The sequence below is a fragment of the Burkholderia glumae LMG 2196 = ATCC 33617 genome (assembly GCF_000960995.1).
GTDB lineage: Bacteria > Pseudomonadota > Gammaproteobacteria > Burkholderiales > Burkholderiaceae > Burkholderia > Burkholderia glumae.
In genome coordinates this window covers 2165906-2191500 of record NZ_CP009435.1, presented here as the reverse complement: position 1 = coordinate 2191500, position 25595 = coordinate 2165906, and the positions used below count along the sequence as shown (strand labels likewise).

Genomic DNA, 25595 nt, shown 5'->3' with positions numbered 1-25595 from the left:
CCGCGCCCGACCCACGCAGCACCGCCATCCGAGGCTTCAGCATGGACACGATGCTTCTCAAACGCACCCGACACACGGAGCATGCCGCGCAAGCCTGCATCCGCTGCATCGAGGACACCCGCGGCGACGCAGGCGAACACGATTCGCCCCTGCTCACCGTGTCGGCGCTGATCCGCGACCTGCATCAGGACGCCACGGTCGACGGCCAGTTCTGGTTCGTCGACGATCGTGCCGAGCAGCAGCAGCGCAACGCGGCGATCGGTGCCTGGCCGCTGTGGATCAGCGAGCGAGCGCGCAACGACGAGCGCCCGCTGTTCTACCTCACGCAGTCCCCCACCTCGCGCCATCTCTCGATGCTCACCGCCCAGACCGCGGAGCGCGGCATCATCCTCAACGACATCGAATCGTCGCCGTCGCGCTGGGCCAAGGGCGCGCACCCGTGGCTGCCGCTCTGGCTCGCCTCGAACCGCCAGTGCATGCCGTTCGATCCGGCCTGCGGCGAGGAGGTCAAGGCGATCGTGGCCGGCGCGCTGCACGATCTCTACATGAAGGGCGAGCCCGGCTTCTGCTATCTGACACTGCACGGCGAGCCCATCGAGGCGCTGCGCTGCGACCGGACCCAGGCCTATCTCGGCATGTATCGCCTGTCGGAGCCGAAGGCGTCCCAGCCGCAGATCCGGCTGCTCGGCGCCGGGCTGGTGCTGCGCGAGGTGCGTGCTGCGGCGCAGTTGCTCAAGGACGACTGGGGCGTCGACAGCGAGGTGTGGAGCTGTCCGAGCTACACCCGGCTCGCGCGCGACTCGGCCGACGCGCAGCGCTGGAACGCCAGCCTCGGCAGCTGTGCGCGCCGAACCTCGCACCTGCATGCCTGCCTGAACCGCAGCCGGCAGCCGGTCCTCGCCGTGACGGCCTACGCCGAGTTCGTCGCCGCCCAGCTGGGCCCCTATCTCGACGCGCCGTTCAGCGCGATCGGCGCCGACACGTTCGCGCCGAACCAGTGTCCGGACCGGCGCTGGATCGCCTACCGCGCCCTCGATGCGCTCGCCCGGCAAGGGCAGCTCGCCGGCGCCGACCTGGCGCGGGCCCTCGACCGCTACGGGCTCGGCGAACTCGTCCCGCGCCAAGCGCGGCCCGACGGCGGCGCCTGCGCGTGAATGCACGGCGCCCCGCCCGGCCGCGTCAGCCCTCGCTCAACGCGGCCAGCCCGAGCCTCGACGCGACGATCACGGCCTGCTTGGCGGTGGACACGTCGAGCTTCTGCACGACGTTCGCCATGTGGTACTTGACCGTGCGCTCGCGAATCCCGCAAATATCGGCGATCTCGCTGTACGACTTGCCCATGGCGGCCCATTTGAGAACGGTGCGCTCGCGCAGCGTCAGCGACTCGACGCGGTGCCGGGAGTCGGGCGGCTTCGCATTGATCCTGCTGTGAAACAGCACCAGCGCGAGCTGCATCGCACCCTTCACGCGCTCGATCTCGGCCCGGAACTCGGGCCGCCCGCCGCGATTGAAAAAGCTGAGCATGCCCACGTACTGGTACGGATCGTGGACCGTGAACACGTAGCCGTCGTGAAGCCCGAATTCGCGGCGCAGCGCATCGAATTCCGATGGATCGGGCACGCGCTGCTGCCTGAATGCCTCGGCCCACGAAAACGGCGCGACGCTCTGGATCGCATGCAGGACCACCGGATCGACGCGGTGCAATGCACGGCGCCGATATTCCTGCTGCAAGCGGATCGGATAACTCGAAAGGAAGCATCCAAGCTCCAGCGAATTCTTGTCGATCATGACATAGGCGAACGGGCAATCGATCTCGGCCGGCAGATGCTCGATCAGCACGGCCAGGCTGGGGTCTTCGCCCAGCCGAATCGACGGCGACGCCTTGCTGGTTTCACCGCCCGTCATGTCTTACTCCCGCGCGGGCAAGCCGGCCGCGAGCGCGGCGGCGCCCGCCGTCATGGGCTCCCGCCCGCGGCCGGCGCGCACCGGGCGCGCGTGCCATGGGCCGGTGCCGCCCGGCCCCGCGCGTGAGGCACGCCCCGGCGGCCGCGCCATGCGGATCGCGAACGACCCGGGGCTCTGCGACTCGACAACCTGCCTCGCGCTCGCAATGGCGGAGAATGGCTGCATGGACTGCTGTCTCCTGTCTTGTCTAATAGGTTCTTGCCATGCCGAAAGCGGCGCCTCGGCATAAGGGCCGCCTGATTGGCCCCTGATTCACGCGCCGGCGGCCGGCCGGTGCGAATGCCGCGCGAACCGGCCGCCGTCTGGCGGCCCGATGCCGGCCCGCTTCGGCGCAATGGATTTCTAATTGCTGAGTATCCCATGCCGTCGGGATTTTCGGTGGTTTCGCTTAAATTGTCGACCGTGGAAATCGGTTACCGGGGATTACCCGGCGCATTCAAATCGGCGCATGCAAATTCCATGACGGCGAGCCGGTGGCCGGCGAATCGACGGCACCGGCACATAAATCATTTTGTGATTCATATTGCGCCGTCTTGAATTCCGGCAATCCCGGCCACGGGACCGCCAGGCGTCGCGTCCACCATGACGGCGGTCCGCCACGCGCCACGCGCCACGCCGCGAGTAAATCGGGGCGCCACTCCGAAATACCAATGCGCAGCGATTCTCGGCACCCGAATCGATAATCCGTGGCGCCGAGGCGCGGCGAATTACGCAATACTACGTATCCCGACAAAACGAAATGCATTGCCAAGCCCATTTCAATAGCCCGCCGGGCAACTCACTTGCATTACGTAATTCATTTCATATTGTTATATAGCACTCGGTTGATGCGCCACAACATCCCCGGCAAACCCTTGATTCATCGGACTCTCACGCATTTCACCAAAACTGCCGATCGTCATCGAAAATTCGCACCTGCACCTAGGTACAGTTTTTTAAAAATTCAACTCAGAGCAGGCTACTCAAACCTTCCGAAAGCCGGAGTTTGAAAACTCGGCTACTGAAAATTACGACAGCGAGACACTTTCCCGAATCGGGAAAAGCAAGAGGATATCGAGTTCGAAATTCACGTAATAAATGACGAAGCCGGAATCACAAAATACCGGTTTCGGGAACGGGATTCGCCACGCCGCGCCGGTCGATCCGGCAGGCGCGCGGCCCGTGACCGATGCGCAGCGCTTTCGCCGTATCTGCCCGCAGATGCCCCACCGTCAACCTGAGCGAGACAGCCGCATGAGCCACCCCAGGAACACCCGCCCTCGCCGGCAGCCGGCCAGCGCCCGGACGGTGTCGCTCGATCGCCCGGGCGGGCACGGTCCGCCGGCCCGCGGACAGGCGGCACTCGGCGATGCGGCGGCAGAGGGCGGCCGCATCGCAACCCGTTGGAAACCGTTCAACGTCTCCTGCGTTCAAGGGAGCGCGCTCATACCTGGATCGATATGCTGACGACACAACACAACTCACTGCGCCGTTTCTGGTATCCGGTGGCCCGTGCGGTGGACGTGACGGACGCCCCGCTGGCCGTGACCCTGCTCGGCGAGGCGCTGGCGCTCTGGCGGACCGGCGAAAACGAATTCGGCGTGGTCAAGGACAAGTGCCCGCATCGCTCGGCCCGGCTGTCGGGCGGCTGGGTCGATCAGGGCAAGCTGGTGTGCCCGTACCACGGCTGGACCTACAACGGCGTCGGCGCCTGCGTGCGGATTCCGCAGATGCCGCAGAAGAAGCCGTCGGAGAAGATCGTCGTCGACCATTACCGCTGCAAGACGAAATACGGCTACATCTGGGTCGCGCTCGACGAGCCGATCCACGACATCCCCGATTTTCCCGAGGCCGCCGATGCCGGCTTCTACCGGATCCACGAATTCATGGAGGTGTGGAACTGCAGCGGCCTGCGGATCCTCGAGAACGGGCTCGACAACTCCCATTTCGCGTTCGTCCATCGCAAGACCTTCGGGCTGGCCGAGATGCCGGAGCCGGCGCCCGCGCGCTACGAGGACACCGAGACGGGTTTCAACATGTACAGCGACGTGCTCGTGAACAACCCGGGCCTGCAGAAGGACAACCTGGGGATCGGCAGCGAGCAGACCACGCGCTACATGGAGCACAACTGGTTCGCCCCGTTCGGCCGCCGGATGCGCATCCAGTACCCCAACGGCCTGGTGCACACCATCATCACCTGGGCCACGCCGATCAACGACCGCCAGTCGCTGTTCGTCCAGTTCGCGTTCCGCAACGACGCCGACCGCAATCCGGACCTGGACGACATCGTGGCGTGGGACCGCGCGGTCACCAACGAGGATCGCGTGATCCTGGAGACGACCGACTGGGACACGCCGCTGACGCTGAATGAAGAGTTTCACATGGCATCGGACATGCCGGGGATCAAGATGAGACGAAAGATCAACGACATTTTCGAGCAATTCGACACTAAAGCCCCGGCCCAGTGGCTCGAGGTTCTAGATGTAACCGAGCGTTAATTCACCCCTGCAATCTGGAGACATGCAACCATGAGCGCTTTCGGCAAGATCGTCGTTTCGCCCAAACAGGAAAACAAGGTCATCCGCGTCCTGGACACGGTCGACATCACCATCCGCATGAGCCGCAAGGCCACCGGCGGCCGCTTCGCCATCTTCGAGGAATGCGTGCCGCCCGGCTACGGCGTCCCGTTCCACCTTCACAAGAACGAGGACGAGATGTTCTACATCGTCGAGGGCAAGTACCAGATCTGGTGCGACAAGCAAACCCTGATCGCCGAGCCCGGCGACACGGTGCTGCTGCCCCGCAACGTCCCGCACTCGTTCTACAACGCCGGCGACACCGTCAGCAAGACGATCAACACCTATCTGCCGGGCGGCTTCGACGAATTCGTCGAGGTGCTCTCGACGATGGGCACCGACATCGATCTGACCAACCTCGGCGACCTCAGCGTGAAGTACGGCATCTCCTATACCTCCCACGCGCCGTGGGAAGACAAGGCGGCCTGAAGCCGGCCGGCATCACCGAGAAGCGCATCACGGGAGCCGTGCACCGGCTCCACGAAAGCCGACGTGCCACGTCAAGAGCACGGTTGTACCCATGGCCAGCATTGCGAGGACGGCATGCTTGAAAGACGAAGTCGCTCCAATACGCTCACATCATATCGGCGTCAGCCGTCGGCCTCACGGCCCGGCGGCATGTTCGCCCCGCGCCGCGCCGGCGTGCCCGGCGGCCCTTGCAGCAGGCCCGCCGCGCGTTACCGCGTGACGGGCGCCCGAATCGCGACCCTGGCCCAGCGTCGAGCAAGCCTCATATCGCCACGCCGTGACGAGACACGCGGCCCCGCCCCGAGCAAGGGCCATTCGCCGGGCCACCGCCCGGCCAGCCGACGTGCCCGCCCTTTGACAAGACAGCGTGCCCCGCGGGGCCACGCTGGACACCTGAGAGACTGAGATCATGGACGTCCTTACCGAACACATCGCCGATACCGACACCCTGGCCAAGGAAGACATCACGCAGCACGAGATTTCGGCGCTGAAGACCCGCTTCAACCTGGCCGACGCCCATACCCACCAGGGCCAGAGCCCGTCGCAGAAGGGTATCGTCGAGAGCCTGCCGTATCTCTGGTACAAGGCCGCCTCGGAAACGCAGCACCAGGCCGAGCAGGCCTTCATCGAGGCGTTCTATCGGCTGCACGGCCAGCACCGCGCGCTGGAGCGCAGGGACGAGATCTACCTGGTCTATGCCGCCTCGATCGCGATGCACATCACGGCCACCTTCCTGCGCCGGCGCAATCTGCGCGTGGGCCTGATCGAGCCGTGCTTCGACAACCTGCACGACCTGCTCAAGCACATGGAAGTCCCGATGTCGGCGCTCGACGAATCGCTGTTCGAGCAGCCCGAGCGGATCTACGCCAACCTGCAGAAGCACGGCGCGCAGGTCGACGCGATCTTCCTCGTCGACCCGAACAATCCGACCGGCGCGAGCCTGTTCGCCGACGGCGCCGAGCCGTTCAAGGAAGTGGTCCGCTACTGCAAGGACCACGGCAAGATCCTGATCCTCGATTTCTGCTTCTCGGCCTTCATCCTGACCTCCGGGCGCGAGCGCATCGACGCCTACGCGATCATGGAGGATGCCGGCGTGAGCTACATCGCGATGGAGGACACCGGCAAGACCTGGCCGCTGCAGGACGCCAAGTGCGCGACCGTCACCGCGAGCCGCGACCTCAACGCCGACCTCTACAGCATTGTCACGAGCGTGCTGCTGAACGTCTCGCCCTTCATCCTCAACGTCGTCACGCAATACATCAAGGACAGCGTCAACGATGGCTTCCGCTCGGTGCGCGAAGTGCTGGCGATCAACCGCGCGAGCGCGATCCGCCACCTGGACGGCAACATCCTGTCCTACTGCGAGCCGAAGGTGGAAACGAGCGTGGGCTGGTTCCGCATCGTCGACGAGCGCGTCTCGGCGGACGAGCTGCATGCGCATCTGCTGAAGTCGAACGTCTATGTGCTGCCGGGCAAGTACTTCTACTGGAAGCATCCGGAACGCGGCCAGCGCTTCGTGCGCATCGCGCTCGCGCGCGACCCCGAGCTCTTCCGCCAGGCGATGGGCGCGATGAAGGCGGCACTGGAGAGCTATCATGCGTAACGCCATGCCGTTCATCGATGCTTCGCTGTTCCTCGGCATGCATCATGGCGACCGGGTGATCCGCACGCGTTCGCTGAACTTCTTCCATGGCCACTACACGATAGGGGCCAGGATGAACTTCGAGCAGATCGGCATCTGCGACTCGGTCATCTGGCGGCAGCCGCGCGAGACCCAGGACGATTACTATCCGTTCATGGACGTGCTGCACACCGACATGACGTTCGTGCGGCAGGGCTACGAGACGCGCCATCTGCAGACCGCGTATTCGGATGCGCGGCTCGCGCACCTGCGTGCCGAGCAGAAACTGCTGGCCGCGCAGGTGATGGCCGCCGAGGCCAAGCTCTACACCCACGATCCGGCGCTGCGCAGCCTGCCCTGCCTGGCCGACCACCTCGGTTCGTTCGACGAGTCGTCGGCCGCGGGCAGCTTCCCGACCGAGCTCGAGAACCTCTATCACCGCTCGAAGGCGTTCGTGCTGACCGGCGAGGAGTGGTTTCATGTCAACTGATTCCGCGCTCTACGTGCCGCTCGTCACGCCGCTCACGGAGCAGGGCGACGTGTGCCCGGCCGGCGTGGCGCGGCTGATCGCGAACACCGCGCGCCACGCCACCGGCTTCATCGCCTGCCTGACTTCGGGCGAGGGCTGGCTGCTCGACGAAACCCGCTGGGAGGCGATGCTGCGCGCCACGCTCGCCGTGGCCGGCGGCCCGCGCGTGATCGCCGGCATCGAGCGGGCGACCACCGCCGAGGTGACGCGCTACGCCGTCAAGGCACAGGCGCTCGGCGCGCGGGCCGTGATGTTCCCGACGCCGTTCGGCAAGCAGGTGACGCAGGCCGACATGGTCGCGCACTTCACCGCCGTCCACGACGCGACCGACCTGAAGCTGTACATCTACAACGAAAGCTCGCTGTCGCAGAACACGGCGACGCTCGAGACCCTGCTCGAGATCGCTCGGCTGCCGCGCGTGGCCGGCATCAAGGACTCGCCGCCCGAGCTGCGCAGCCAGGCCGACATCGACCGCCTGCGCGGCGCGGGGCTGGCCTACTACCTGGGCTGGGAGCACTGGCTTTGCAACGGCCTGGAATCGGACGGCCAGACCGTCTCGCTCGCCAATCTCGAACCGGCCGTGTGCCGGCTCGCGACGCGCTCGTCGGACCCGGCGCTGCGCAAATTCATCGGCGAGCTGACGGTGAGATTCGGGCTGGACCAGGACGACTGGTACCGGCACATCAAAGAGGAACTGACCGAGCGCGGCATTCTCGCGTCGAGTCAAACCGTGGCTGTGGAGGTCAATCTGTCATGAGCGAACTACAAAGGGCGTTGTACATCGCCAACCGCGCGCAAACCAAGCGCCTCACCCCGGTCGAGGACCGGCTGCTCGCCTTCGAGCGGGACTGGACCAGCTCGACGATCAGCCGGGTCTCGCCTTGCGACCTGCCGGTCGATCTCGACGAGCTCAAGCAGCGGCTAGCCGCGCTGATCAAGCAGGACGAGGAGGACGACGCCGAGAGCGTGCGCTACGTGGCCGAGCAGATGTCGCTCGAGGAATTCCGGATCCTGGTCCAGGAGTTCGCCGCCGACGGCCTGACCGAGGCCCAGGTGTTCTACTACCTGATGCCGCGGCTCTCGCTGGAAGCGCAGATGCCGGTGCTGCGAATGCTCGTCGACGAGTTCGGCTCGGGCAACCTGCAGCGCTCGCATACCGCGCTCTACATCAAGCTGCTGGAGGAGCTGGGGCTGCCGAGCGACCTGAACTATTACATCGACAACGTCTCGCCGGCCGCGTTCGCGTTCGTCAACATGTTCTACTGGCTGACGGTGCGCGCCGACGATCCGTCCTACTTCGCCGGCGTCATCACCTACTTCGAGAGCATCATCCCCTTGTTCTTCCTCTGCTACACGCGTGCCTGCGAGCGGCTCGGGGTGAGCGCGCACCACTACTACAGCGAGCACGTTCACATCGACGTGTTCCATGCCATCGAAGGCCACCGCCTGCTGCGCGCGATGGACAAGTCGGGGCAGCTCGACTGCGCGAAGGCGTGGCAGGGCGTGTGCTTCGGCCGGGAAATCACCACCCAGGCATTCGAGGCGGCCGTCAGCAAGGCCCGGCACTACGCCCGCGAGTATTCGTGAGCGGTACGCCCGCCCCACCCTCGCGGCACGGCGGGCCGCGCCGCGCTCGGGCGGCCGCCGCCTGAGCAGGCGGCGCCGGCCGGGCGCCTTCGTCACCATCCACTCCGGAGAAGCGGCCGCCGGAGCGGCGCGCGCGAACCCTCGCGCACGCGCCGCGCCGCGCGCGCCACCAACGCACATGAACAACCTCGACGACTACGAAGAAAACGAGACCTTCACGATCCACCTCGACGACGTCGACGTGACGATCCCGAAGCACTGCCCGCATCGCCACGGCTGGCTCACGCACGGCGTGATCAACCGGCAGAAGAAGACCATCGCCTGTCCGCTGCATTTCTCGCAGTTCAGCCTCGAGACGGGCGAACGGCTGAGCGGGCCGTCCTGCGGCGACCTCGTGATCGTGGTGCATGAACGCAAGGACGCGACGCTCGCCAAATAGGCCCGCCGATCGCGCGCCGGATCTCGCACGCCGCGGCGCCGTCGCCGTGTACCCATCAGGACAAGGAATTTTGTTATGGCAAACATAAATCCGAAATTCCCGCACGACGAGGCGCAGCAATACATCGAGGCGATGCTGCGGCCAGTCCAGGATGCCGGCAAGCTCGCCAAGCGCCGGTTCTTCACGGACGTGCGCGTGTCGGAGCAGGCGGACTTCGGCTGCATCGTGGACGAGGTCAACCTCGCCTGCGAAAAGCTGATCATCAAGGGCATCCGCTGCATCGACGGCTCCCACCCGATCCATTCGGCGAAGTCGGCGGTATCGGGAGGGACCGCCGACTGGAGCTGGATCGTCGATCCGCTGGACGGTACGCATAACTACGTATCGGCGATCCCGCTGTTCGGCGTCACGCTCACGCTCTGCTATCTCGGCGAGCCGGTCGCCGCGATCCTCTACGACGCCTACCAGGACGAGATGGTCCACGGGATTCGCAACGGACCGATCTTCCACAATCACGTTCCGCTGCGCGAGCTGTCCGGCGGCCAGTCCCTCAAGCACTCGACCATCGGCTGGATGCAGGGCCACGCGGGGTGCGACGACCCGCTCGCGCGGCGGATCCGGGAAATCGTCGAGCTGCACTCGAAGCGGCTGCTCACCACCTGGTCGCCGGTGATCGACATGATCAAGATCGCCACCGGCAGGTTCGGCGGCACCGTGTCGTTGGACGGCGCCAGCACCGGCGTGTCGGCCGCGCAGGTCATCATCCCCGCGCTCGGCGGCAAGGTGGTGCGCTTCTCGCGCGACGGCGCCGAGCGCGGCTTCATCATCGGCGCCTCGCAGCATGTGGCCGAACTGTCGGGCCACATCCGGCAGGCGATCGGCGGCTGACGGCGCCGATCGCCTGCCGCCCCCGCCGCCTCAGGCGGCGGCGCCCTTCGAGGAATAGGCCTCGCGTGCCGCATGCGCGGCGCGGTCGAGCGCGCTCGCGAACTGCCGGCGCTGCTCGGCATCGAATTGCGACACGAACAGCTCGGCGACGGTCGCCTCGTAGATCTTCCACATCTTCTTGCGCAGCACGCGTCCCTCCTTCGTGATCGCCACGAAGGCCGCGCGGCCGTCGTCGGCCGAGCGCGTGCGGGTGACGAGCCCCTCTGCCTCGAGGCGATCGACGAGGCGGGTCAGGTTGTAGCGTTCGACGGCCAGCGAATCGGCCAGTTCATGCATGCGACGCGAGCCTTCGGGGCTGCTCTCGATGCCCCAGAGAACGTCGTACCAGGCATAGGCGGGCAGCTTCGCTTCGGCCAGGCGGCGCTCGATCTCACGAATCAGCCGCCGATGGGTCCGGACAAACGAGAACCAGAGATCAGGCTCATGGGTGGGCACGGCGGGACTCCTCGCAATTCGATTGTAGTTGCAATTCTACTCTATGCCGATACAATCGCTCTCGTTGCAATTGCAACTCATATCTGGACGAGACGACCCCTCTCGCGTTGCGCGCAGTCCTTGCGGCTTGCCGTTGCCGTCTGGCCGGGCGGCCCGCCGGCCATCTATTTCTATGGAGCTATGTCATGAACCAACCGTCCACGCTACCGGACGTTGACCCACAGGAAACCCGCGAGTGGCTGGAGGCAATGCAGGCTGTAGTGGAAGTCGAGGGGCGCCCGCGCGCGCACTACCTGATCGATCAGCTGCTGGACTACGACGTGGGCGCGCACGGCGATCTCTACACGCGCGTCACGACCCCCTACGTCAACACGATTCCGGCCAGGAACCAGCCGCACTATCCGGGCGACCTGGCCGTCGAGCGGCGCCTGGGTGCCTACATCCGCTGGAACGCGATGGCGATGGTGCTGCGCGCGGGCCGGCATTCGAACGTGGGCGGACACATCGCGACCTACGCGTCGGCGGCGGTGCTCTACGAAACGGGCTTCAATCACTTTTTCCGCGGCCGCACCGAATCCTTCGACGGCGACCTCGTCTACATCCAGGGCCACTCGGCGCCGGGCATCTACGGCCGCGCCTTCCTCGAAGGCCGCATCAGCGAGGAACAGCTGGAGAACTTCCGGCGCGAGGCGGGCCGTGACGGCATCTCGTCCTACCCCCACCCGCGGCTGATGCCGAGCTTCTGGCAGTTCCCGACCGTATCGATGGGTCTCGGGCCGCTGACCGCCGCCTATCAGGCGCGCTTCATGCGCTACCTCGAGTATCGCGGCCTCAAGCAGCATCAGGGCCGCAAGGTCTGGGCCTTCCTCGGCGACGGCGAGATGGACCAGCCGGAATCGCTGGCGGCCATCGCGCTGGGCGGGCGCGAAAGCCTCGACAACCTGATCTTCGTCGTGAACTGCAACCTGCAGCGCCTGGACGGCCCGGTGCGCGGCAACAGCAAGGTCATGCAGGAACTGGAAGGCAACTTCCGCGCCGCCGGCTGGAACGTCATCAAGGTGGTGTGGGGCAGCGGCTGGGACCGCCTGCTCGAACAGGACCGCACCGGGCTGCTGCGCCGGCGCATGATGGAGTGCGTCGACGGCGATTATCAGACCTTCAAGTCGCAGAACGGCGCCTATGTGCGCGAGCACTTCTTCGGCAAGTATCCCGAGTTGCTGGAGATGGTGGCCCACCTGTCCGACGACGAGATCTGGGCGCTTTCGCGCGGCGGCCATGATCCGGAGAAGGTCTATGCCGCCTACGAGCGCGCGGTGAACCACAAGGGCCAGCCGACCGTGATCCTGGCCAAGACGGTCAAGGGCTTCGGGATGGGCGAGGCCGGCGAAGGCCAGAACATCAACCATCAGTTGAAGAAGATGAGCGCGGACGCCGTGCGCGCGTTCCGCGACCGCTTCGCGCTGCCGCTCAGCGACGAGCAGCTCGCCGAGATGGCCTACCTGAAGCCGGAGCCGGACAGCGAGGAGGCGCGCTACCTGGCGCAGCGCCGCGCGAGCCTGGGCGGCCACGTGCCGGCCCGCTTCAGCGACGTGCCGCGGCTCGAGGTGCCGCCGCTGTCGGCGTTCGCGACCCAGCTGAAGGACAGCGGCGAGCGCGGCGCCTCCACCACCATGGCGTTCGTGCGGATCCTCGCCACGCTGCTGAAGGACCCGAACCTGGGCAAGCTGGTGGTGCCGATCGTGCCCGACGAGTCGCGCACCTTCGGCATGGAAGGCATGTTCCGCCAGATCGGCATCCACTCCTACCTGGGCCAGCTCTACACGCCGCAGGACGCCGGCCAGCTCAGCTACTACAAGGAAGCCAAGGACGGCCAGATCCTGCAGGAAGGCATCAACGAATCGGGGGCGATCTCGTCATGGATCGCGGCCGGCACGTCCTACAGCACGCACGGCCTGACCACCATCCCGTTCTACATCTTCTATTCGATGTTCGGGCTGCAGCGCGTGGGCGACCTCGCCTGGGCGGCCGGCGACGCACGCACGCGCGGCTTCCTGCTGGGCGCCACCTCGGGCCGCACCACGCTGATGGGCGAAGGGCTGCAGCACGACGACGGCCACAGCCACGTGCTCTCGTCGGTGATCCCCTGCTGCGTGTCGTATGACCCGACCTTCTCCTACGAGCTCGCGGTGATCATCCAGGACGGTCTGCGGCGCATGTACCAGGAGCAGGAAGACATCTTCTACTACATCACGCTGCTCAACGAGAACTACCCGCACCCGGCGCTGCCGGAAGGCGCCGAGGCCGGCATCCTGAAGGGCCTCTACCTGTTCAGCGAGGGCGCCGCCGGCGGCGCCGACGCGCCGCGCGTGCAACTGATGGGCAGCGGCTCGATCCTGCGCGAGGTGATCGCGGCCGCGGAACTGCTCAAGCAGGACTTCTCGATCGACAGCGACGTCTGGAGCGCCACCAGCCTCACCGAGCTGCGCCGCGAAGGGCTGCAGGCCGAACGCTGGAACCTGCTGCATCCGGACCACGAGCAGCGCGTCCCCTATGTGCAGCAGTGCCTGCGCGGCCATGCCGGCCCGCTCGTGGTGGCGACCGATTACATGAAGATCGTCGGCGACCAGATCCGCCCGTATGTGACGGACCGCCGGCTCGTCTCGCTCGGCACCGACGGCTTCGGCCGCTCGGACACGCGCGAATCGCTGCGCACCTTCTTCGAGGTCGATCGCCACTTCATCGTGCTGGCCGCGCTGAAGGCGCTGGCCGACGACGGCAAGATCGCCCGCGCACGCGTTGGCGAGGCGATCAAGCGCTACGGCATCGACACCGAGAAGCTCGACCCCACCACGGTCTGATCGCAGGCTTCACCGCGGCCGCGCCCGAGCAGGGCCGGCCGCAGGCAGGACGCACGGCGCGGCCGGCATGCACGGCCGCCTCGGTAGTGAAAAGCCGGCTCGATGCGGGCTCGCGGCAGCGTCGGCTCGGGCCGCGGTATCGCGCCACGGCCCGGCGGCGGCCCGCTTCCGGCCGGATTCCCGACCGCGCTCGGCCCAACCGCAGCCCAACCGCGGTCCGACTGCGGCCCGACGATCGGAGCCCGGTTACCGCTCCTCGGCGCCACGGCCGGATCACGCCGCACACGCGACGCCTGCCGCGCCAGCGACGTACCGTGCCGCCGGTTCCCCCACCATGGAACGACCATGTACGACTTGCTGAACACCATCGACGATCCCGCGGACCTGCGCCGCCTCGATCGCCGCCAGTTGCGTCCGCTTGCCGACGAGCTGCGCGCCTTCGTGCTCGACAGCGTCTCGAAGACGGGTGGCCACCTCTCGCCGAACCTCGGCACCGTCGAGCTGACGATCGCGCTGCACTACGTATTCGACACGCCGCGCGACCGCATCGTCTGGGACGTCGGCCACCAGACCTACCCGCACAAGATCCTGACCGGGCGCCGCGAGCAGATGCCCACGCTGCGCCAGATCGGCGGCATCTCGGGCTTCCCGGTGCGCACCGAGTCGGTGTACGACACGTTCGGCACCGCGCACTCGAGCACCTCGATCTCGGCCGCGTTCGGCATGGCGGTCGCCGCGAAGCTGCAGGACAGCGAGCGCCGCGCGATCGCCGTGATCGGCGACGGCGCGATGACGGCCGGCATGGCCTTCGAGGCGATGAACAACGCCGGGGTGGCCGACGACGTGCCGCTGATCGTGATCCTGAACGACAACGACATGTCGATCTCGCCGCCCGTGGGCGCGCTCAACCGCCATCTCGCGCGCCTAATGTCGGGCCGCTTCTACGCGGCCGCGCGCGCCGGGGTGGAGCGCGTGCTGAGCGTCGCGCCGCCGATGCTCGGCCTGGCCCGCAAGCTCGAGGAGCACGCCAAGGGCATGATCATGCCGGCCACCATGTTCGAGGAGTTCGGCTTCAACTACATCGGCCCGATCGACGGCCACGATCTCGACGCGCTGATCCCCACGCTGCGCAACATCAAGGGCCTGCGCGGCCCGCAGTTCCTGCACGTGGTGACGAAGAAGGGCCTCGGCTACAAGCTCGCCGAGGCCGATCCGGTGCTCTACCACGGCCCCGGCAAGTTCAATCCGGCCGAGGGCATCCGGCCGCCGGCCACGCCGCCGCGCAAGACCTACGCGCAGGTGTTCGGCGAATGGCTCTGCGACGCCGCCGAACTGGACGCGCGGGTGGTCGGCATCACGCCGGCGATGCGCGAGGGCTCGGGCATGGTCGAGTTCGAGAAACGCTTCCCCGCGCGCTACTACGACGTCGGCATCGCCGAGCAGCATGCCGTGACGTTCGCGGCCGGGCTCGCCACCGAGGGGCTCAAGCCGGTGGTGGCGATCTATTCGACGTTCCTGCAGCGCGCCTATGACCAGTTGATCCACGACGTCGCGCTGCAGAACCTGCCGGTGGTGTTCGCGATCGACCGGGCCGGCATCGTCGGCGCCGACGGCGCGACGCACGCGGGCGCCTATGATTTCGCGTTCCTGCGCTGCATCCCGAACATGACGGTGATGGCCGCCTCGGACGAGAACGAATGCCGTCAGATGCTCTACACGGCGCTGCAGCAGCCGAATCCGACGGCGGTACGCTATCCGCGCGGCGCCGGCCCCGGCGTCGCCACCGCCAGGCAGATGGAAGCGCTGCCGATCGGCCGCGGCGAGATACGGCGCCGCTCCACGCAGCAGGAAGGCCAGCGCATCGCGATCCTCGCGTTCGGCACGATGGTCACGCCCGCGCTGGCCGCCGCCGAGGAGATCGACGCGACCGTGGCCAACATGCGCTTCGTGAAGCCGCTCGACGTGGAACTGGTGCGTCAGCTCGCCGAAACCCACGACGCGATCGTCACGGTGGAGGAAGCGGCCGTGATGGGCGGGGCCGGCTCGGCCTGCGTGGAAGCGCTGATGGCGGACGGGCCGCTGCGGCCCGTGCTGCAGCTCGGCCTGCCCGACCGCTTCATCGATCACGGCGATCCGGCCAAGCTGCTGGCCGGCTGCGGCCTCGACGGCGCCGGCATCGCGCAGTCGATTCGCGCACGCTTCATCGAGCCGCCCGCCGCGGCCGCGGCCGGCCCGTCGAGGAAGCGCGGCGACACGCTCGCATTCGCGACGAAAGCGGCGCGCTCGGCATGACGAGGCCGGCAGCGTGCCGCGTGCCGGCCGCCCGCCGCTGCGTCTGCCCGGGTGCGCCGGCCTCGCGCGGCGACGACGGATGAGGCGCAAGCCCCCGCCGTGCCGCCGCCGCGCGCGGCGGCACGGCGCGCCGCTTCGCCCCGGTACGATGCTCCGACAATCGTTTCGCAGTCCGCTCTCCCGCCATGTCCAACTCCAACTTCAGCAAGGCCAGCCTGCCCGCCGCCTGTCTGGCCGTCGTCTATCTCTGCCTCGTCTCGAGCGTGGGCAAGCTGATCCACAACGAGTTCGCGTTCTTCCCGGAACTCGCCGCGCTCGGCTACGGCATCTTCATGCGGCCGAACGGGCCGTGGGCCAAGGCGCCGCTGATGGTGCTGGCCACCCCCACCGTCACCGCGCTGTGGGGCATGGGCGTGGCGAGCCACCTGCCGTATGGCGCGCCGGCCGCGATGCTCTGCATCGCGGGCGCGATCCTGATCGTGAAGGCGATGAAGTCGCCGGTGTTCCCGGCCGTGCCGGCCGCGTTCCTGCCGCTCGTGTTCGGCGTGACGAGCCTGGACTACGTCGTGTTCATCGCCTGCGATACCGGCGTGCTCGCGCTGCTGTCGATGATCTGCCGGCCCGCGTGGCAGCCCGGCGCCGGCGTGCCGGCCGCGGCGCCCGGCGCGATGCCGGCCTCGACGCACGCCGCCGTCGGCAAGGCCACGCGCTGGCTCGCGTACTGGTGCGTGCTGGCGATCGCCTATCTCCTGGCTGACCGCGCCGGGCTCCGGCTGATCCTGTTCCCGCCGCTGCTCGTGCTCGCCTACGAGATGCTGATCCGGCCCGAGCACTGCCCATGGGCGCGGCGCGCCACGCTGGTTCCCGTGCTGTGCGTGACGTGCGCGACGCTCGGCTGGGCGAGCGTCGCGCTGTTCGGCACCGGGCCGCTGTCGGTGCTGTTCGCGTTCGGCCTGGCCATCGTCCTGATCCGCGCCGTGGACGCGTTCGTGCTGCCGGCGCTGGCCATCTCGGTGATTCCGCAGATCATGCCGCAGGTGGACTGGAAATATCCGCTCGCGATCGGCACGGGTACCTGCGTGGTGGTGGCCGCGCGCGCGGTGCTCAACGCGATCGAGCAGGGGCAGGCGCGCGCCGCCGGGGGCCGCGCGGTCGAGTAACGGCAAGCATGAGGGGCCCGCCCGTGCGCTGCGGGCGGGCCCGGCAACGCGGCCGCGATGGCGGGCCGCGGGCGCTTGCACGCCATCGACATCGAGCGGCGCGGCCGCACCGGCTCACGCCTCGTCCTCCCCGGTTCGCACTTCATCCATGCCACGGGCGCCGGCGGCCAGCGCGCACGCGCCGCGTGGTCGGCCCAACCGGGTCGAGCACGCACCCCTGATCCGCGATCCGCCGCCGATCTGCCGCCCGCCGCGCCCTCGCCCGGGGCCCGCCCGGCCCGCAAGGTAGAATCCCCGCTCTCGCGCCGCCTGCCAGGCATGCGCCGTCCCACCAGGACCGGCGCCGGACGCTCCGGCAGGCGCCCCCCTGCCCGCCCGCGCGGCGCGGCCCGCCACCACACCAACCAGATCGACCAAGGATTTCACCATGCTTGCCCGGGTTACCCGACTCTTTCCGCTGTGGGCCGTGCTGGTCTCGCTCGCCGCGTATGTCTCGCCGGCCACCTTCTCGCCGGTCGCGCCGCACGTCACCGCGCTGCTCACGCTGATCATGCTGTCGATGGGCGTCACGCTGTCGGTCGCCGATTTCCGCCGCGTCTTCACGCGCCCCGCGCCCGTGCTCGCCGGCATCGTGCTGCATTACCTCGTGATGCCGCTCGCCGCCTGGGCGCTCGCCAAGCTGCTGCGGATGCCGCCCGAGCTGACCGCCGGCATGGTGCTGGTCGGCAGCGTCGCAAGCGGCACCGCGTCGAACGTGATGATCTATCTGGCGCGCGGCGACGTCGCGCTGTCGGTGACGATCAGCGCGCTGTCGACGCTGGTCGGCGTGTTCGCCACGCCGCTGCTCACGCGCCTGTACGTCGACGCCTCGATTGCCGTCGACGTCCACGGCATGCTGATGAGCATCGTGCAGATCGTCGCGCTGCCGATCGTGGTCGGCTTGGCCGTCAACCATCTGTTGCGCCGCGCGGTCGAGGCGATCGAGCCGTATCTGCCGCTCGTGTCGATGCTCGCGATCCTGCTGATCATCGCCGCCGTGGTGGCCGGCACGCGCAACAGCATCGCGTCGGTGGGGCTCGTGGTGATGGTGGGCGTGATGCTGCACAACGCTATCGGGCTGCTCGGCGGCTACTGGGGCGGGCGCCTGCTCGGCTTCGACGAAGCCGTGTGCCGCACGCTTGCGATCGAGGTGGGCATGCAGAATTCCGGGCTCGCCGCCACGCTCGGCAAGCTGTATTTCACGCCGATCGCGGCGCTGCCGGGCGCGCTGTTCTCGGTCTGGCACAACCTTTCCGGCTCGCTGCTGGCGGGCTATTGGGCGGGGCGGCCGGCGCCGGGGGCGAGGCGCGAGTGAGCGCGCGGCCGGCGCCTTATTTATGTCGCTCAGCTTGACCTGGCTGCCGCCGTCATCTGCTCTTGGGCACCGCCACGCCGGCAATGATTGGATCGGTCCAGTCACGGAGAATGCGCGCGCCGGCAGCCTGCGCCTTCACCTCGGCCGCGTGCCGCTGCTGGAGCAGGGCAGCGACTTCGCTCGCGTATCTGGCCCGGGCCGCTTCGTAGGTGGGACCGAACGTATCGAGCCAGGCAGCTTCCGAACGGATCCGTAAATCAAGCTGATCACCGAGCGTGATCGGCAGCTCGGCGGATCGCTCGTCGCGCTCGTATTTCAAATCGACGAATTTGCCGTCTGCATACCACTGCCAAAGCGTCGTGCCACCGCGCGACAGATGCCGCCAATCCTCGAACGTCAGGGCGTAATCTGGATCGGCCTGCGCCAGCGACGGCGAGGTGGCATAGGTCGGCCCGGCGTAGCTATCGGGCGTGAAGGAATAGGTTCGCCTGCCTTCGAGTCGCGGCGACGACAACGGAATATAGCGCTTCCAGCCAGCCTGCCGGATTACCTGCAGCACGCCAGTCACGTAGCCGTACATCGCCCGGTCGTAGGCCTCGAATGCGGCCGTGTCATGGACGTCGGTCGGCGAGACCGGCACCTTGAACACAACGTGAATGGTGCGAATCCCGCCACCCTCATCGGTGTCCGACATGAATTCGACATCGGTAGCCTGCGGCAACAGCATCCGGTGCCGCGCATCGCGGAACTCGAATACGGGCTCGGCGCCGGTCGCGATCCGGCTCGCGTCGTACATCAAGGCGGTGGAGAGCTGCGAGCGCTTAACGGGGACCCGCGCCGTGCGGGCAACCTGGTCGCCGTTGTCGCCGATGCCGAAGATCAAATCAGGTTGCATGGTCGAGGTTCCGTTGCGAGCCATCGAAGCGGTCGTCATGTGCCAGCCGTAGCCCGCCGCGCACGATGCGACGAGCAGCGCGAGCGCCGTGAGTCCGAGGCGCCTACGCATCCTTCCAGCCCGCGATCGTGGAAATCTGCTGAATCATGTATGGCCGGTATCGCTGGCTAGACATCAGGGCGTGGTACTTGTCGAGAATCTTCTTCACGTATTTCATGCGTTCGGCCGCGTTGTAGAGACTGCCGTCCTTGCGCTCCATGGTGACCTTGATGTCGTCCGCGCCGAGGCCGGCCGACTTCATCCCCGGATCGTTCGGATCGATCTCGGCCGAGGCATTGAAGAACAGCGTCGGGTCCTTCGCGCCGGAAAAGGCCCGCATCAGCGGCCGCCGGCCGAAGTCGTTCATATCGATAGCGCTGCGAAATTCCGCGTGGTTGTAGACCATCGCCTGACCGTGCAGTCCTTGCACGAGTCGGGCGTCTGGTTCAGCGTGCTCTCGCCGAGCAGGCCGCCCTTCAGATATACCGTGCCTTCCGCCTGATTCCCCCGGGAGTCGCGCTCGCCGGCGACGCACACCTGCGCTCGCTAGCCGTTTGGTAGGGGGTTATGGAAGCCGTGGGGAGAGTCGTGCGCAGAAATCGGGGAAACAACTCGACGATTTTCCCCAGAATAGGGGGACGAGATACTGTATATAAAAACAGTTACCGCGACTGATTCTCTGATTTAAAACGAAACCCCTTATCGCGGGGAAACACGTCGAAGCTGCGTGGTGCCGGGGACCGGACTCGAACCGGCAAGCCAATCAAGGCGGCGGATTTTCGTCACACTGCTTCTTTCGAAGCCGGCGGCGCTGGCGCTGCCGTTCGTGCGCTGGACTATGCCTTCACCGTCGCCGGCAAGCGATTCATCCGCTCGCGCAACCTTAGGCGCCCTCCGTCTAGTCTCTACACCTTCCCGTCTGCACTCGCGCGGCATCCGGGCTTGGCTCGGCGTTGCCTCGGCGCGGCGCGCGCCAGGGGTTTCACCGAATTTGAAGGGTTCTGCACCGGCCGTTTCCGACCGGGCACTCAATGATTTAAGTCCGCTATGTTTACCAATTTCATCACCCCGGCAAAGGGCGGACCGCATTCTACCACCGGTGCGCCGCGACTTCAGTCCGGTGTGAACAAATGTCTGCGCGTAACCCGCGGCGGCTGCGCACGCCGATATTCGCCGGCATTGCGCCGGCATGAGCGCGGGCGCCTGGTTTTCTTCGCGCGCCAGCGTTTTCCGTGCGCGGCGGTCGAGGCGACGTCATCGATCCGTCACGTGCACTGTCGATAATTTCGGCCATGGAAACGATTACAGCGCCGAATTCATGACGTCGACCATCAAAGACGTGGCCGCCCTGGCCGGCTTTTCGATCGCCACCGTGTCGCGGGCGATCAATGCACCGGACTCGGTGAATCCGGCCACGCTCGCGACGATCCATGAAGCGATCGAAACGCTGCAGTTCCGCCCCAACCTGCTGGCCCGCCAGTTGCGCAACGAGCGCACCCAGTTGATCGGCGTGGTGCTGCCCACGCTCGCGAACCCGGTGTTCGCCGAGTGCCTGCAGGGCATCGACGAACTCGCCTCGCGCGCCGGCTTCAAGCTGATCGTGATGACCACCGAATACAACGCGGCGCGCGAACGGCACGCGATCGACACGTTGCGTGCGCAACGTGTCGAAGGGCTGATCCTGACGGTGGCCGACGCACACGCGCACCCGCTGCTCGACGCGCTCGACGAGGATGGCAGGCTCTATGTGCTGATCCACAACGACACGCCGCATCGTCCGTCGGTGGCAGTCGACAACCGGCTCGCCGCCTACGACGGCGTGCGCCACCTGATCGCGCGCGGCCACCGCCGCGTGCTGATGCTGGCGGGCTCGCTGGCCGCCTCGGACCGCGCGCGGCTGCGCCACATCGGCTACGCGCAGGCGCTGCGCGACCACGATCTGGTGCCGCTGCCGGCGCTCGAGGTCGACTTCAACGCGCCGGTGCTGCCCAACGCGGTGCTCTCGCACCTGACTTCGCGCAGCACGCGGCCGACGGCGATCTTCTGCAGCAACGACCTGCTCGCGATGGTGGTGATGCGCGGGCTGCGCGACGCGCACTTCAGCGTGCCGGACGACATCTCGGTGCTCGGCTTCGACGGCCTGGCGGTGGGCGAGCTGCTGGCGCCGGCGCTGGCGAGCGTGGCCACCCCGAACCGCGAGATCGGCCGCTTCGCCTGGCGGCGTCTGGCCGAGCGCCTGGCCGGCGAGACCCACGACACGCCCGCGCTGACGCTGCCGCACGTGGTGCGCGACGGCGCCTCCGTCGCCACGATCGGTGACGCTGGCGTGATGCGCCTCGCCCGAGGCCGCTGAGCGCCCCGCCATGCCGCTGCCCGCGCGCCTTTGCCCCGTCATCGCCGGCCAGCCGCAGCGCACGGCCGGCTCGCGCTTCGTGCCGGCCGCGCCGTCGCCGGCCGGCTTCTCCATCTCGCGCCATGCGCGCTCGCCCGTCCCATCCGTTATCGTCAGGAGGCCTGCCATGATCCCTCGTCCCTCGGCGCGATACCCGCGTCTCGCCGCGCTGCGCCGCGCGGCCGCTTCGGCGGCACTGGCGGCGCTCGCCACGCTCGCGCCGGCCACCGGCCAGGCCCAGGAAACCGCGATCTGCTACAACTGCCCGCCCGAATGGGCCGACTGGGCCGCGCAGATCGCGGCGATCAGGCAGGCGACGGGCATTCGCGTGCCGGCCGACAACAAGAACTCGGGCCAGGCGATCGCGCAGCTGATCGCCGAGCAGAAAAGCCCGGTGGCCGACGTCGTCTATCTCGGCGTGTCCTCGGCCATCCAGGCCAAGCAGCGCGGCCTGACGGAGCCGTACAAGCCGGCCCACTGGAACGAGATCCCGGCCAACCTGAAGGACCCGCAGGGTTACTGGTTCGCGATCCACTCGGGCACGCTCGGCTTCTTCGTCAACAAGGACGCACTCGACGGCAGGCCGGTGCCGCGCTCGTGGGCCGACCTGCTCAAGCCCGAATACCGCGGCATGGTGGGCTACCTCGATCCGTCCAGCGCGTTCGTCGGCTATGCCGGCGCGGTGGCCGTGAATCAGGCGCTCGGCGGCACGCTCGACGACTTCCGCCCCGCGCTCGACTGGTTCCGCAAGCTGCGCGCGAACCGGCCGATCGTGCCGAAGCAGACCGCCTACGCGCGCGTGCTGTCGGGCGAGATCCCGATCCTGATCGGCTACGACTTCGATGCCTATCGCGCCGAGTACCAGGACCACGCCAACGCGGCCTTCGTGATCCCCGCCGAGGGCACGATCTCGGTGCCCTATGCGATGAGCCTGGTGAAAAACGCACCGCACGCGGCCAACGGCCGGAAGGTGCTCGATTTCGTTCTGTCCGACGCGGGCCAGAAGCTGTGGGCCGCGGCGTGGCTGCGGCCGGTGCGCCCGCAGGCGCTGGCGCCCGGCCTGGCCGCGAAATTCCTGCCCGCCAGCGACTACGCGCGCGCGCGAACGGTGGATTTCGACAAGATGGCGGCCGTCCAGCAGGCGTTCGGCCAGCAGTACCTGCAGGCGATGCAATGACGGCCGGCACGATGCGCGAGCTCACGTTCCCCAGCCGCTGGCGGGTCGCCCTCGTCGCGCCGGCGCTCGCGGTGTTCACCGCTTTCTGGCTGCTGCCGATGGCGGCGCTCGTGCGAGCCTCGGCCGGCACCGCGCCGCTCGCCACCTACGCCGCGCTGCTGTCGAACCCGCGCTACCTGAAGACGCTGGCCGCCACGGTCGCGCTGTCGGCGGCGGTCACGCTCGCCACGCTGGTGCTGTCGACCGCGGCGGGGCTGCTGCTCGCGCGCCGTGCCTTCGCCGGCAGGCGCCTGCTGGTGGCGCTGCTGACCTTCCCGCTGGCGTTCCCGGGCGTGGTGGTCGGCTTCATGGTGATCATGCTGGCGGGCCGCCAGGGGCTGATCGGCCTGCTGTCGGAGAAGCTGACGGGCGAGCGCTGGGTGTTCGCCTACTCCATCGCGGGCCTGTTCGCCGGGTATCTGTATTTCTCGATTCCGCGCGTGATCGTCACCGTGATCGCCGCCGCCTCGAAGCTCGACGCCTCGCTCGAGGAAGCCGCGCGCTCGCTCGGCGCCGCGCCGTGGCGCGTGTTCGCCGACATCGTGCTGCCGGCGCTCGCGCCGGGCCTGATCGCCTCGGGCGCGATCTGCTTCGCGACCTCGATGGGCGCGTTCGGCACCGCGTTCACGCTGGCCACCGAGCTCGACGTGCTGCCGATGACGATCTACACCGAATTCACGCTGAACGCGGACATGGCCACCGCGGCGGGCCTGTCGATCGTGCTCGGCCTCGTCACCTGGGCGGTGCTCGCGATCGCACGCAGCCTGACCGGGCAGGCCGCCGCTGCCGCATGAGACCACCGCGATGACACTGCCGCCCCCCGCCCCCGATGCGCTGGCCCCCGCCGGCGACGCGCCGCCCGCCCCCGCCGCCCCCGCCGGGCCCGTGGCCCGCACCGCGGCGTCCGGCGTGCGGCCCACACCCCGGACGCGCCGCCGGCCCGGGTTCGGCGCGGCCATGCAATGGCTCGTCACGCTCGGCCTCTGCGCGTTCCTGATCGTGCCGGTGGTGATGTCGGTGCTCACCGGCCTGACCGTCAACGCGTTCCGCGGCCTGTCGAGCGGGCTCACGCTGCATTGGCTGGCCGAGGTCTGGGCGCAGTATCGCGGCTCGGTGTGGCTGTCGCTGGTGGTCGCGCTCGCCACGCTCGCCGTCACGCTGGTCACGGGCGTGCCGGCCGGCTATGCGCTCGCGCGCAGCCGCCACCGCGCGGCCCGCCTGATCGAGGAAGCGCTGGTGCTGCCGGTGGCGCTGCCGGGTCTGGCCTCGGCGCTCGGGCTGCTGATCGTCTATGGCGGCTGCGCCGCGTTCCGCGCCAGCCTCTGGTTCATCGTGGCCGGCCACGTCGTGTTCACGCTGCCGTTCATGGTCCGCGCGGTGGCCGCCGTGGCCGCGCGCGCCGACCTGCGCACGCTCGAGGAGGGCGCGGCCAGCCTGGGCGCGACGTTCGCCACGCGCTTTGCGACCATCGTGCTGCCGAACCTGCGGCCCGGCATCGTGGCCGGCGCGCTCGCGGTGCTGACGCTGTCGATCGGCGAATTCAACCTGACCTGGATGCTGCACACGCCCGACACCAAGACACTGCCGGTGGGCCTCGCCGACACCTATGCCTCGATGCGCATCGAGCTCGGCAGCGCCTATACGATCCTGTTCCTGCTGATGACGCTGCCGCTGCTGATGGCGATGCAATGGCTCGGCATCGATGCCGCCGGCTCGCGGATCGACGCCGCGCCGGCCGCCCGCCCGAAGCCCGCCGCAGCCGATTCCTTCCCGCCCGCCCCGCCATGCCGATGAAACTCGCCTCCCTGCCCGTCACGCTCACGCGCTGTGCCAAGACGTTTCGCGCCACGCGCGTGCTCGAACCGCTCGATCTCGCGATCGGAGCCGGCGAAACGCTGGTGCTGCTGGGGCCGTCCGGCTGCGGCAAGACCACCACGCTGCGCATGATCGCCGGGCTGGAGGCGCCCGACGCCGGCGGCACCATCGCGTTCGGCGACGAGGACGTGACGGCGCTGCCGATCGAGCGCCGCCAGGTGGGCATGGTGTTCCAGAACTATGCGCTGTTCCCGCACCTGACGGTGCGCGGCAACGTCGGCTACGGCCTGCGCATCCGCCGTACCGAGCCGGCCGCGCTGCGCGCGCGCGTCGACGCGCTGCTGGCGATGACGCAGCTGACGGCGCTGGCCGAGCGCCCCGTCACCGCGCTGTCGGGTGGCCAGAGGCAGCGCGTCGCGCTGGCCCGCGCGCTGGCGGTGCAACCGCGCGTGCTGCTGCTCGACGAGCCGCTGACCGCGCTCGACGCGAAGCTGCGCGAGGCGCTGCGCCGCGAGATGAATGCGCTGCTGCGCGAACTCGGCGTGACCACCGTCTACGTCACGCACGACCAGGCCGAGGCAATGGCGCTCGGCGACCGCATCGTGGTGATGAGCGCGGGCCGCATCGAGCAGATCGGCTCGCCGCGCGAGATCTATTACCAGCCCGCGAACCGCGCCGTCGCGCAGTTCGTCGGCACGCTGAACCGGCTCGCCGGCAGCTGGCGCGACGGCCTGCTGGTCACTCACGGCGGTGCGGTGCCGGCCGCCCGTCCGGTATCCGAACTGTTTTTCCGCCCCGAGGACGCGCAGCTCGTCGATCCGGCGGCAGCCCAGCTGCGCGGCGCCGTGGCCGGCTGCGCGTTCCTCGGCGAGCGCACGCGCCTGAGCATCGAGCACGCGGCACCCGATGCGCTGGTGGTCGACGTGCCCGGCCGGATCGCGCTCGCGCGCGGCACGGCCGTGGGCCTCGCGATCGCGCCCCACGGGCTGATCGCGCTGCCCTGAGCCGATCCCAGCCACTCCGCAAC

Annotated in this window: 23 protein-coding genes; 18 read left to right on the top strand and 5 right to left on the bottom strand. The window is 68.1% G+C overall.

What is annotated here, in order from left to right; translation table 11 throughout:
* The first annotated feature begins 41 nt into the window (after positions 1-41).
* Positions 42-1154, top strand: a complete 1113-nt coding sequence (locus tag KS03_RS22460; protein ID WP_012735127.1) for a transketolase-like TK C-terminal-containing protein — start codon at positions 42-44, stop codon at positions 1152-1154.
* Positions 1155-1179: 25 nt separating this feature from the next.
* Here KS03_RS22460 and KS03_RS22455 read toward each other — a convergent pair whose 3' ends face one another.
* Together KS03_RS22455 and KS03_RS31625 are read right to left on the bottom strand one after the other, a co-directional pair.
* The gene (locus KS03_RS22455; protein ID WP_012735126.1) at positions 1180-1905 is read right to left on the bottom strand and encodes a LuxR family transcriptional regulator; all 726 of its coding nucleotides are present in this window, start codon (positions 1903-1905) and stop codon (positions 1180-1182) included.
* Positions 1906-2401: 496 nt separating this feature from the next.
* On the bottom strand, positions 2402-2716 hold the full coding sequence (locus tag KS03_RS31625) for a hypothetical protein (RefSeq protein WP_124836717.1): 315 nt from the start codon (positions 2714-2716) through the stop codon (positions 2402-2404).
* Positions 2717-3404: 688 nt separating this feature from the next.
* Here KS03_RS31625 and KS03_RS22445 point away from each other — a divergent pair.
* From KS03_RS22445 to KS03_RS22410, 8 genes are all read left to right on the top strand, one after another.
* A complete protein-coding gene (locus KS03_RS22445; RefSeq protein WP_012735125.1) occupies positions 3405-4442 on the top strand; it encodes an aromatic ring-hydroxylating dioxygenase subunit alpha in 1038 nt (345 codons plus the stop codon).
* Positions 4443-4472: 30 nt separating this feature from the next.
* Positions 4473-4949, top strand: a complete 477-nt coding sequence (locus tag KS03_RS22440) for a cupin domain-containing protein (RefSeq protein WP_012735124.1) — start codon at positions 4473-4475, stop codon at positions 4947-4949.
* A gap of 448 nt (positions 4950-5397) precedes the next feature.
* Positions 5398-6591 carry a pyridoxal phosphate-dependent aminotransferase gene (locus KS03_RS22435; RefSeq protein WP_012735123.1) on the top strand — a complete coding sequence of 398 codons (1194 nt, stop codon included), beginning with the start codon at positions 5398-5400 and terminating at the stop codon, positions 6589-6591.
* Positions 6584-7099 (top strand): DUF6190 family protein, encoded by a 516-nt coding sequence (locus KS03_RS22430; RefSeq protein WP_012735122.1) that lies wholly within the window; start codon positions 6584-6586, stop codon positions 7097-7099. The genes KS03_RS22435 and KS03_RS22430 overlap by 8 nt, the downstream gene beginning before the upstream one ends.
* Positions 7089-7895, top strand: a complete 807-nt coding sequence (locus KS03_RS22425; RefSeq protein ID WP_012735121.1) for a dihydrodipicolinate synthase family protein — start codon at positions 7089-7091, stop codon at positions 7893-7895. The genes KS03_RS22430 and KS03_RS22425 overlap by 11 nt, the downstream gene beginning before the upstream one ends.
* Complete coding sequence (locus KS03_RS22420; protein ID WP_012735120.1) at positions 7892-8725, top strand: iron-containing redox enzyme family protein; 834 nt, start codon at positions 7892-7894, stop codon at positions 8723-8725. The genes KS03_RS22425 and KS03_RS22420 overlap by 4 nt, the downstream gene beginning before the upstream one ends.
* A gap of 178 nt (positions 8726-8903) precedes the next feature.
* The gene (locus KS03_RS22415) at positions 8904-9164 is read left to right on the top strand and encodes a Rieske (2Fe-2S) protein (RefSeq protein ID WP_012735119.1); all 261 of its coding nucleotides are present in this window, start codon (positions 8904-8906) and stop codon (positions 9162-9164) included.
* Positions 9165-9239: 75 nt separating this feature from the next.
* Entirely contained in the window at positions 9240-10052 is an 813-nt protein-coding gene (locus KS03_RS22410; RefSeq protein WP_012735118.1) for an inositol monophosphatase family protein, read from the top strand.
* A gap of 30 nt (positions 10053-10082) precedes the next feature.
* Here KS03_RS22410 and KS03_RS22405 read toward each other — a convergent pair whose 3' ends face one another.
* Positions 10083-10547 carry a MarR family winged helix-turn-helix transcriptional regulator gene (locus tag KS03_RS22405; protein ID WP_012735117.1) on the bottom strand — a complete coding sequence of 155 codons (465 nt, stop codon included), beginning with the start codon at positions 10545-10547 and terminating at the stop codon, positions 10083-10085.
* Positions 10548-10732: 185 nt separating this feature from the next.
* Between KS03_RS22405 and aceE the strand changes: the two genes are divergently transcribed.
* From aceE to panS, 4 genes are all read left to right on the top strand, one after another.
* Positions 10733-13405 (top strand): pyruvate dehydrogenase (acetyl-transferring), homodimeric type, encoded by a 2673-nt coding sequence (gene aceE / locus KS03_RS22400; protein ID WP_012735116.1) that lies wholly within the window; start codon positions 10733-10735, stop codon positions 13403-13405.
* A 345-nt stretch (positions 13406-13750) separates the two neighbouring features.
* Entirely contained in the window at positions 13751-15697 is a 1947-nt protein-coding gene (dxs, locus tag KS03_RS22395; protein ID WP_012735115.1) for a 1-deoxy-D-xylulose-5-phosphate synthase, read from the top strand.
* Between the two features lie 185 nt (positions 15698-15882).
* Entirely contained in the window at positions 15883-16857 is a 975-nt protein-coding gene (locus KS03_RS22390; protein ID WP_012735114.1) for a hypothetical protein, read from the top strand.
* 427 nt (positions 16858-17284) lie between these two features.
* Positions 17285-18211, top strand: a complete 927-nt coding sequence (gene panS, locus KS03_RS22385) for a ketopantoate/pantoate/pantothenate transporter PanS (RefSeq protein WP_012735113.1) — start codon at positions 17285-17287, stop codon at positions 18209-18211.
* 52 nt (positions 18212-18263) lie between these two features.
* Here panS and KS03_RS22380 read toward each other — a convergent pair whose 3' ends face one another.
* Both KS03_RS22380 and KS03_RS22375 read right to left on the bottom strand, forming a co-directional pair.
* Positions 18264-19145, bottom strand: a complete 882-nt coding sequence (locus KS03_RS22380) for a hypothetical protein (RefSeq protein ID WP_232252274.1) — start codon at positions 19143-19145, stop codon at positions 18264-18266.
* Positions 19146-19209: 64 nt separating this feature from the next.
* Entirely contained in the window at positions 19210-19680 is a 471-nt protein-coding gene (locus tag KS03_RS22375; RefSeq protein ID WP_374215799.1) for a DUF2515 family protein, read from the bottom strand.
* A gap of 783 nt (positions 19681-20463) precedes the next feature.
* On the opposite strand from KS03_RS22375, the gene KS03_RS22370 reads away from it, so the two are divergent.
* From KS03_RS22370 to KS03_RS22350, 5 genes are all read left to right on the top strand, one after another.
* Positions 20464-21498, top strand: coding sequence for a LacI family DNA-binding transcriptional regulator (locus KS03_RS22370; protein ID WP_012735111.1), 1035 nt, complete (start codon positions 20464-20466; stop codon positions 21496-21498).
* Positions 21499-21664: 166 nt separating this feature from the next.
* The gene (locus KS03_RS22365; RefSeq protein ID WP_012735110.1) at positions 21665-22714 is read left to right on the top strand and encodes an ABC transporter substrate-binding protein; all 1050 of its coding nucleotides are present in this window, start codon (positions 21665-21667) and stop codon (positions 22712-22714) included.
* 11 nt (positions 22715-22725) lie between these two features.
* Positions 22726-23547, top strand: coding sequence for an ABC transporter permease (locus tag KS03_RS22360; protein WP_035978555.1), 822 nt, complete (start codon positions 22726-22728; stop codon positions 23545-23547).
* A gap of 10 nt (positions 23548-23557) precedes the next feature.
* On the top strand, positions 23558-24547 hold the full coding sequence (locus KS03_RS22355) for an ABC transporter permease (protein ID WP_012735108.1): 990 nt from the start codon (positions 23558-23560) through the stop codon (positions 24545-24547).
* Positions 24544-25572 (top strand): ABC transporter ATP-binding protein, encoded by a 1029-nt coding sequence (locus tag KS03_RS22350; protein ID WP_012735107.1) that lies wholly within the window; start codon positions 24544-24546, stop codon positions 25570-25572. The genes KS03_RS22355 and KS03_RS22350 overlap by 4 nt, the downstream gene beginning before the upstream one ends.
* Positions 25573-25595 lie beyond the last annotated feature (23 nt).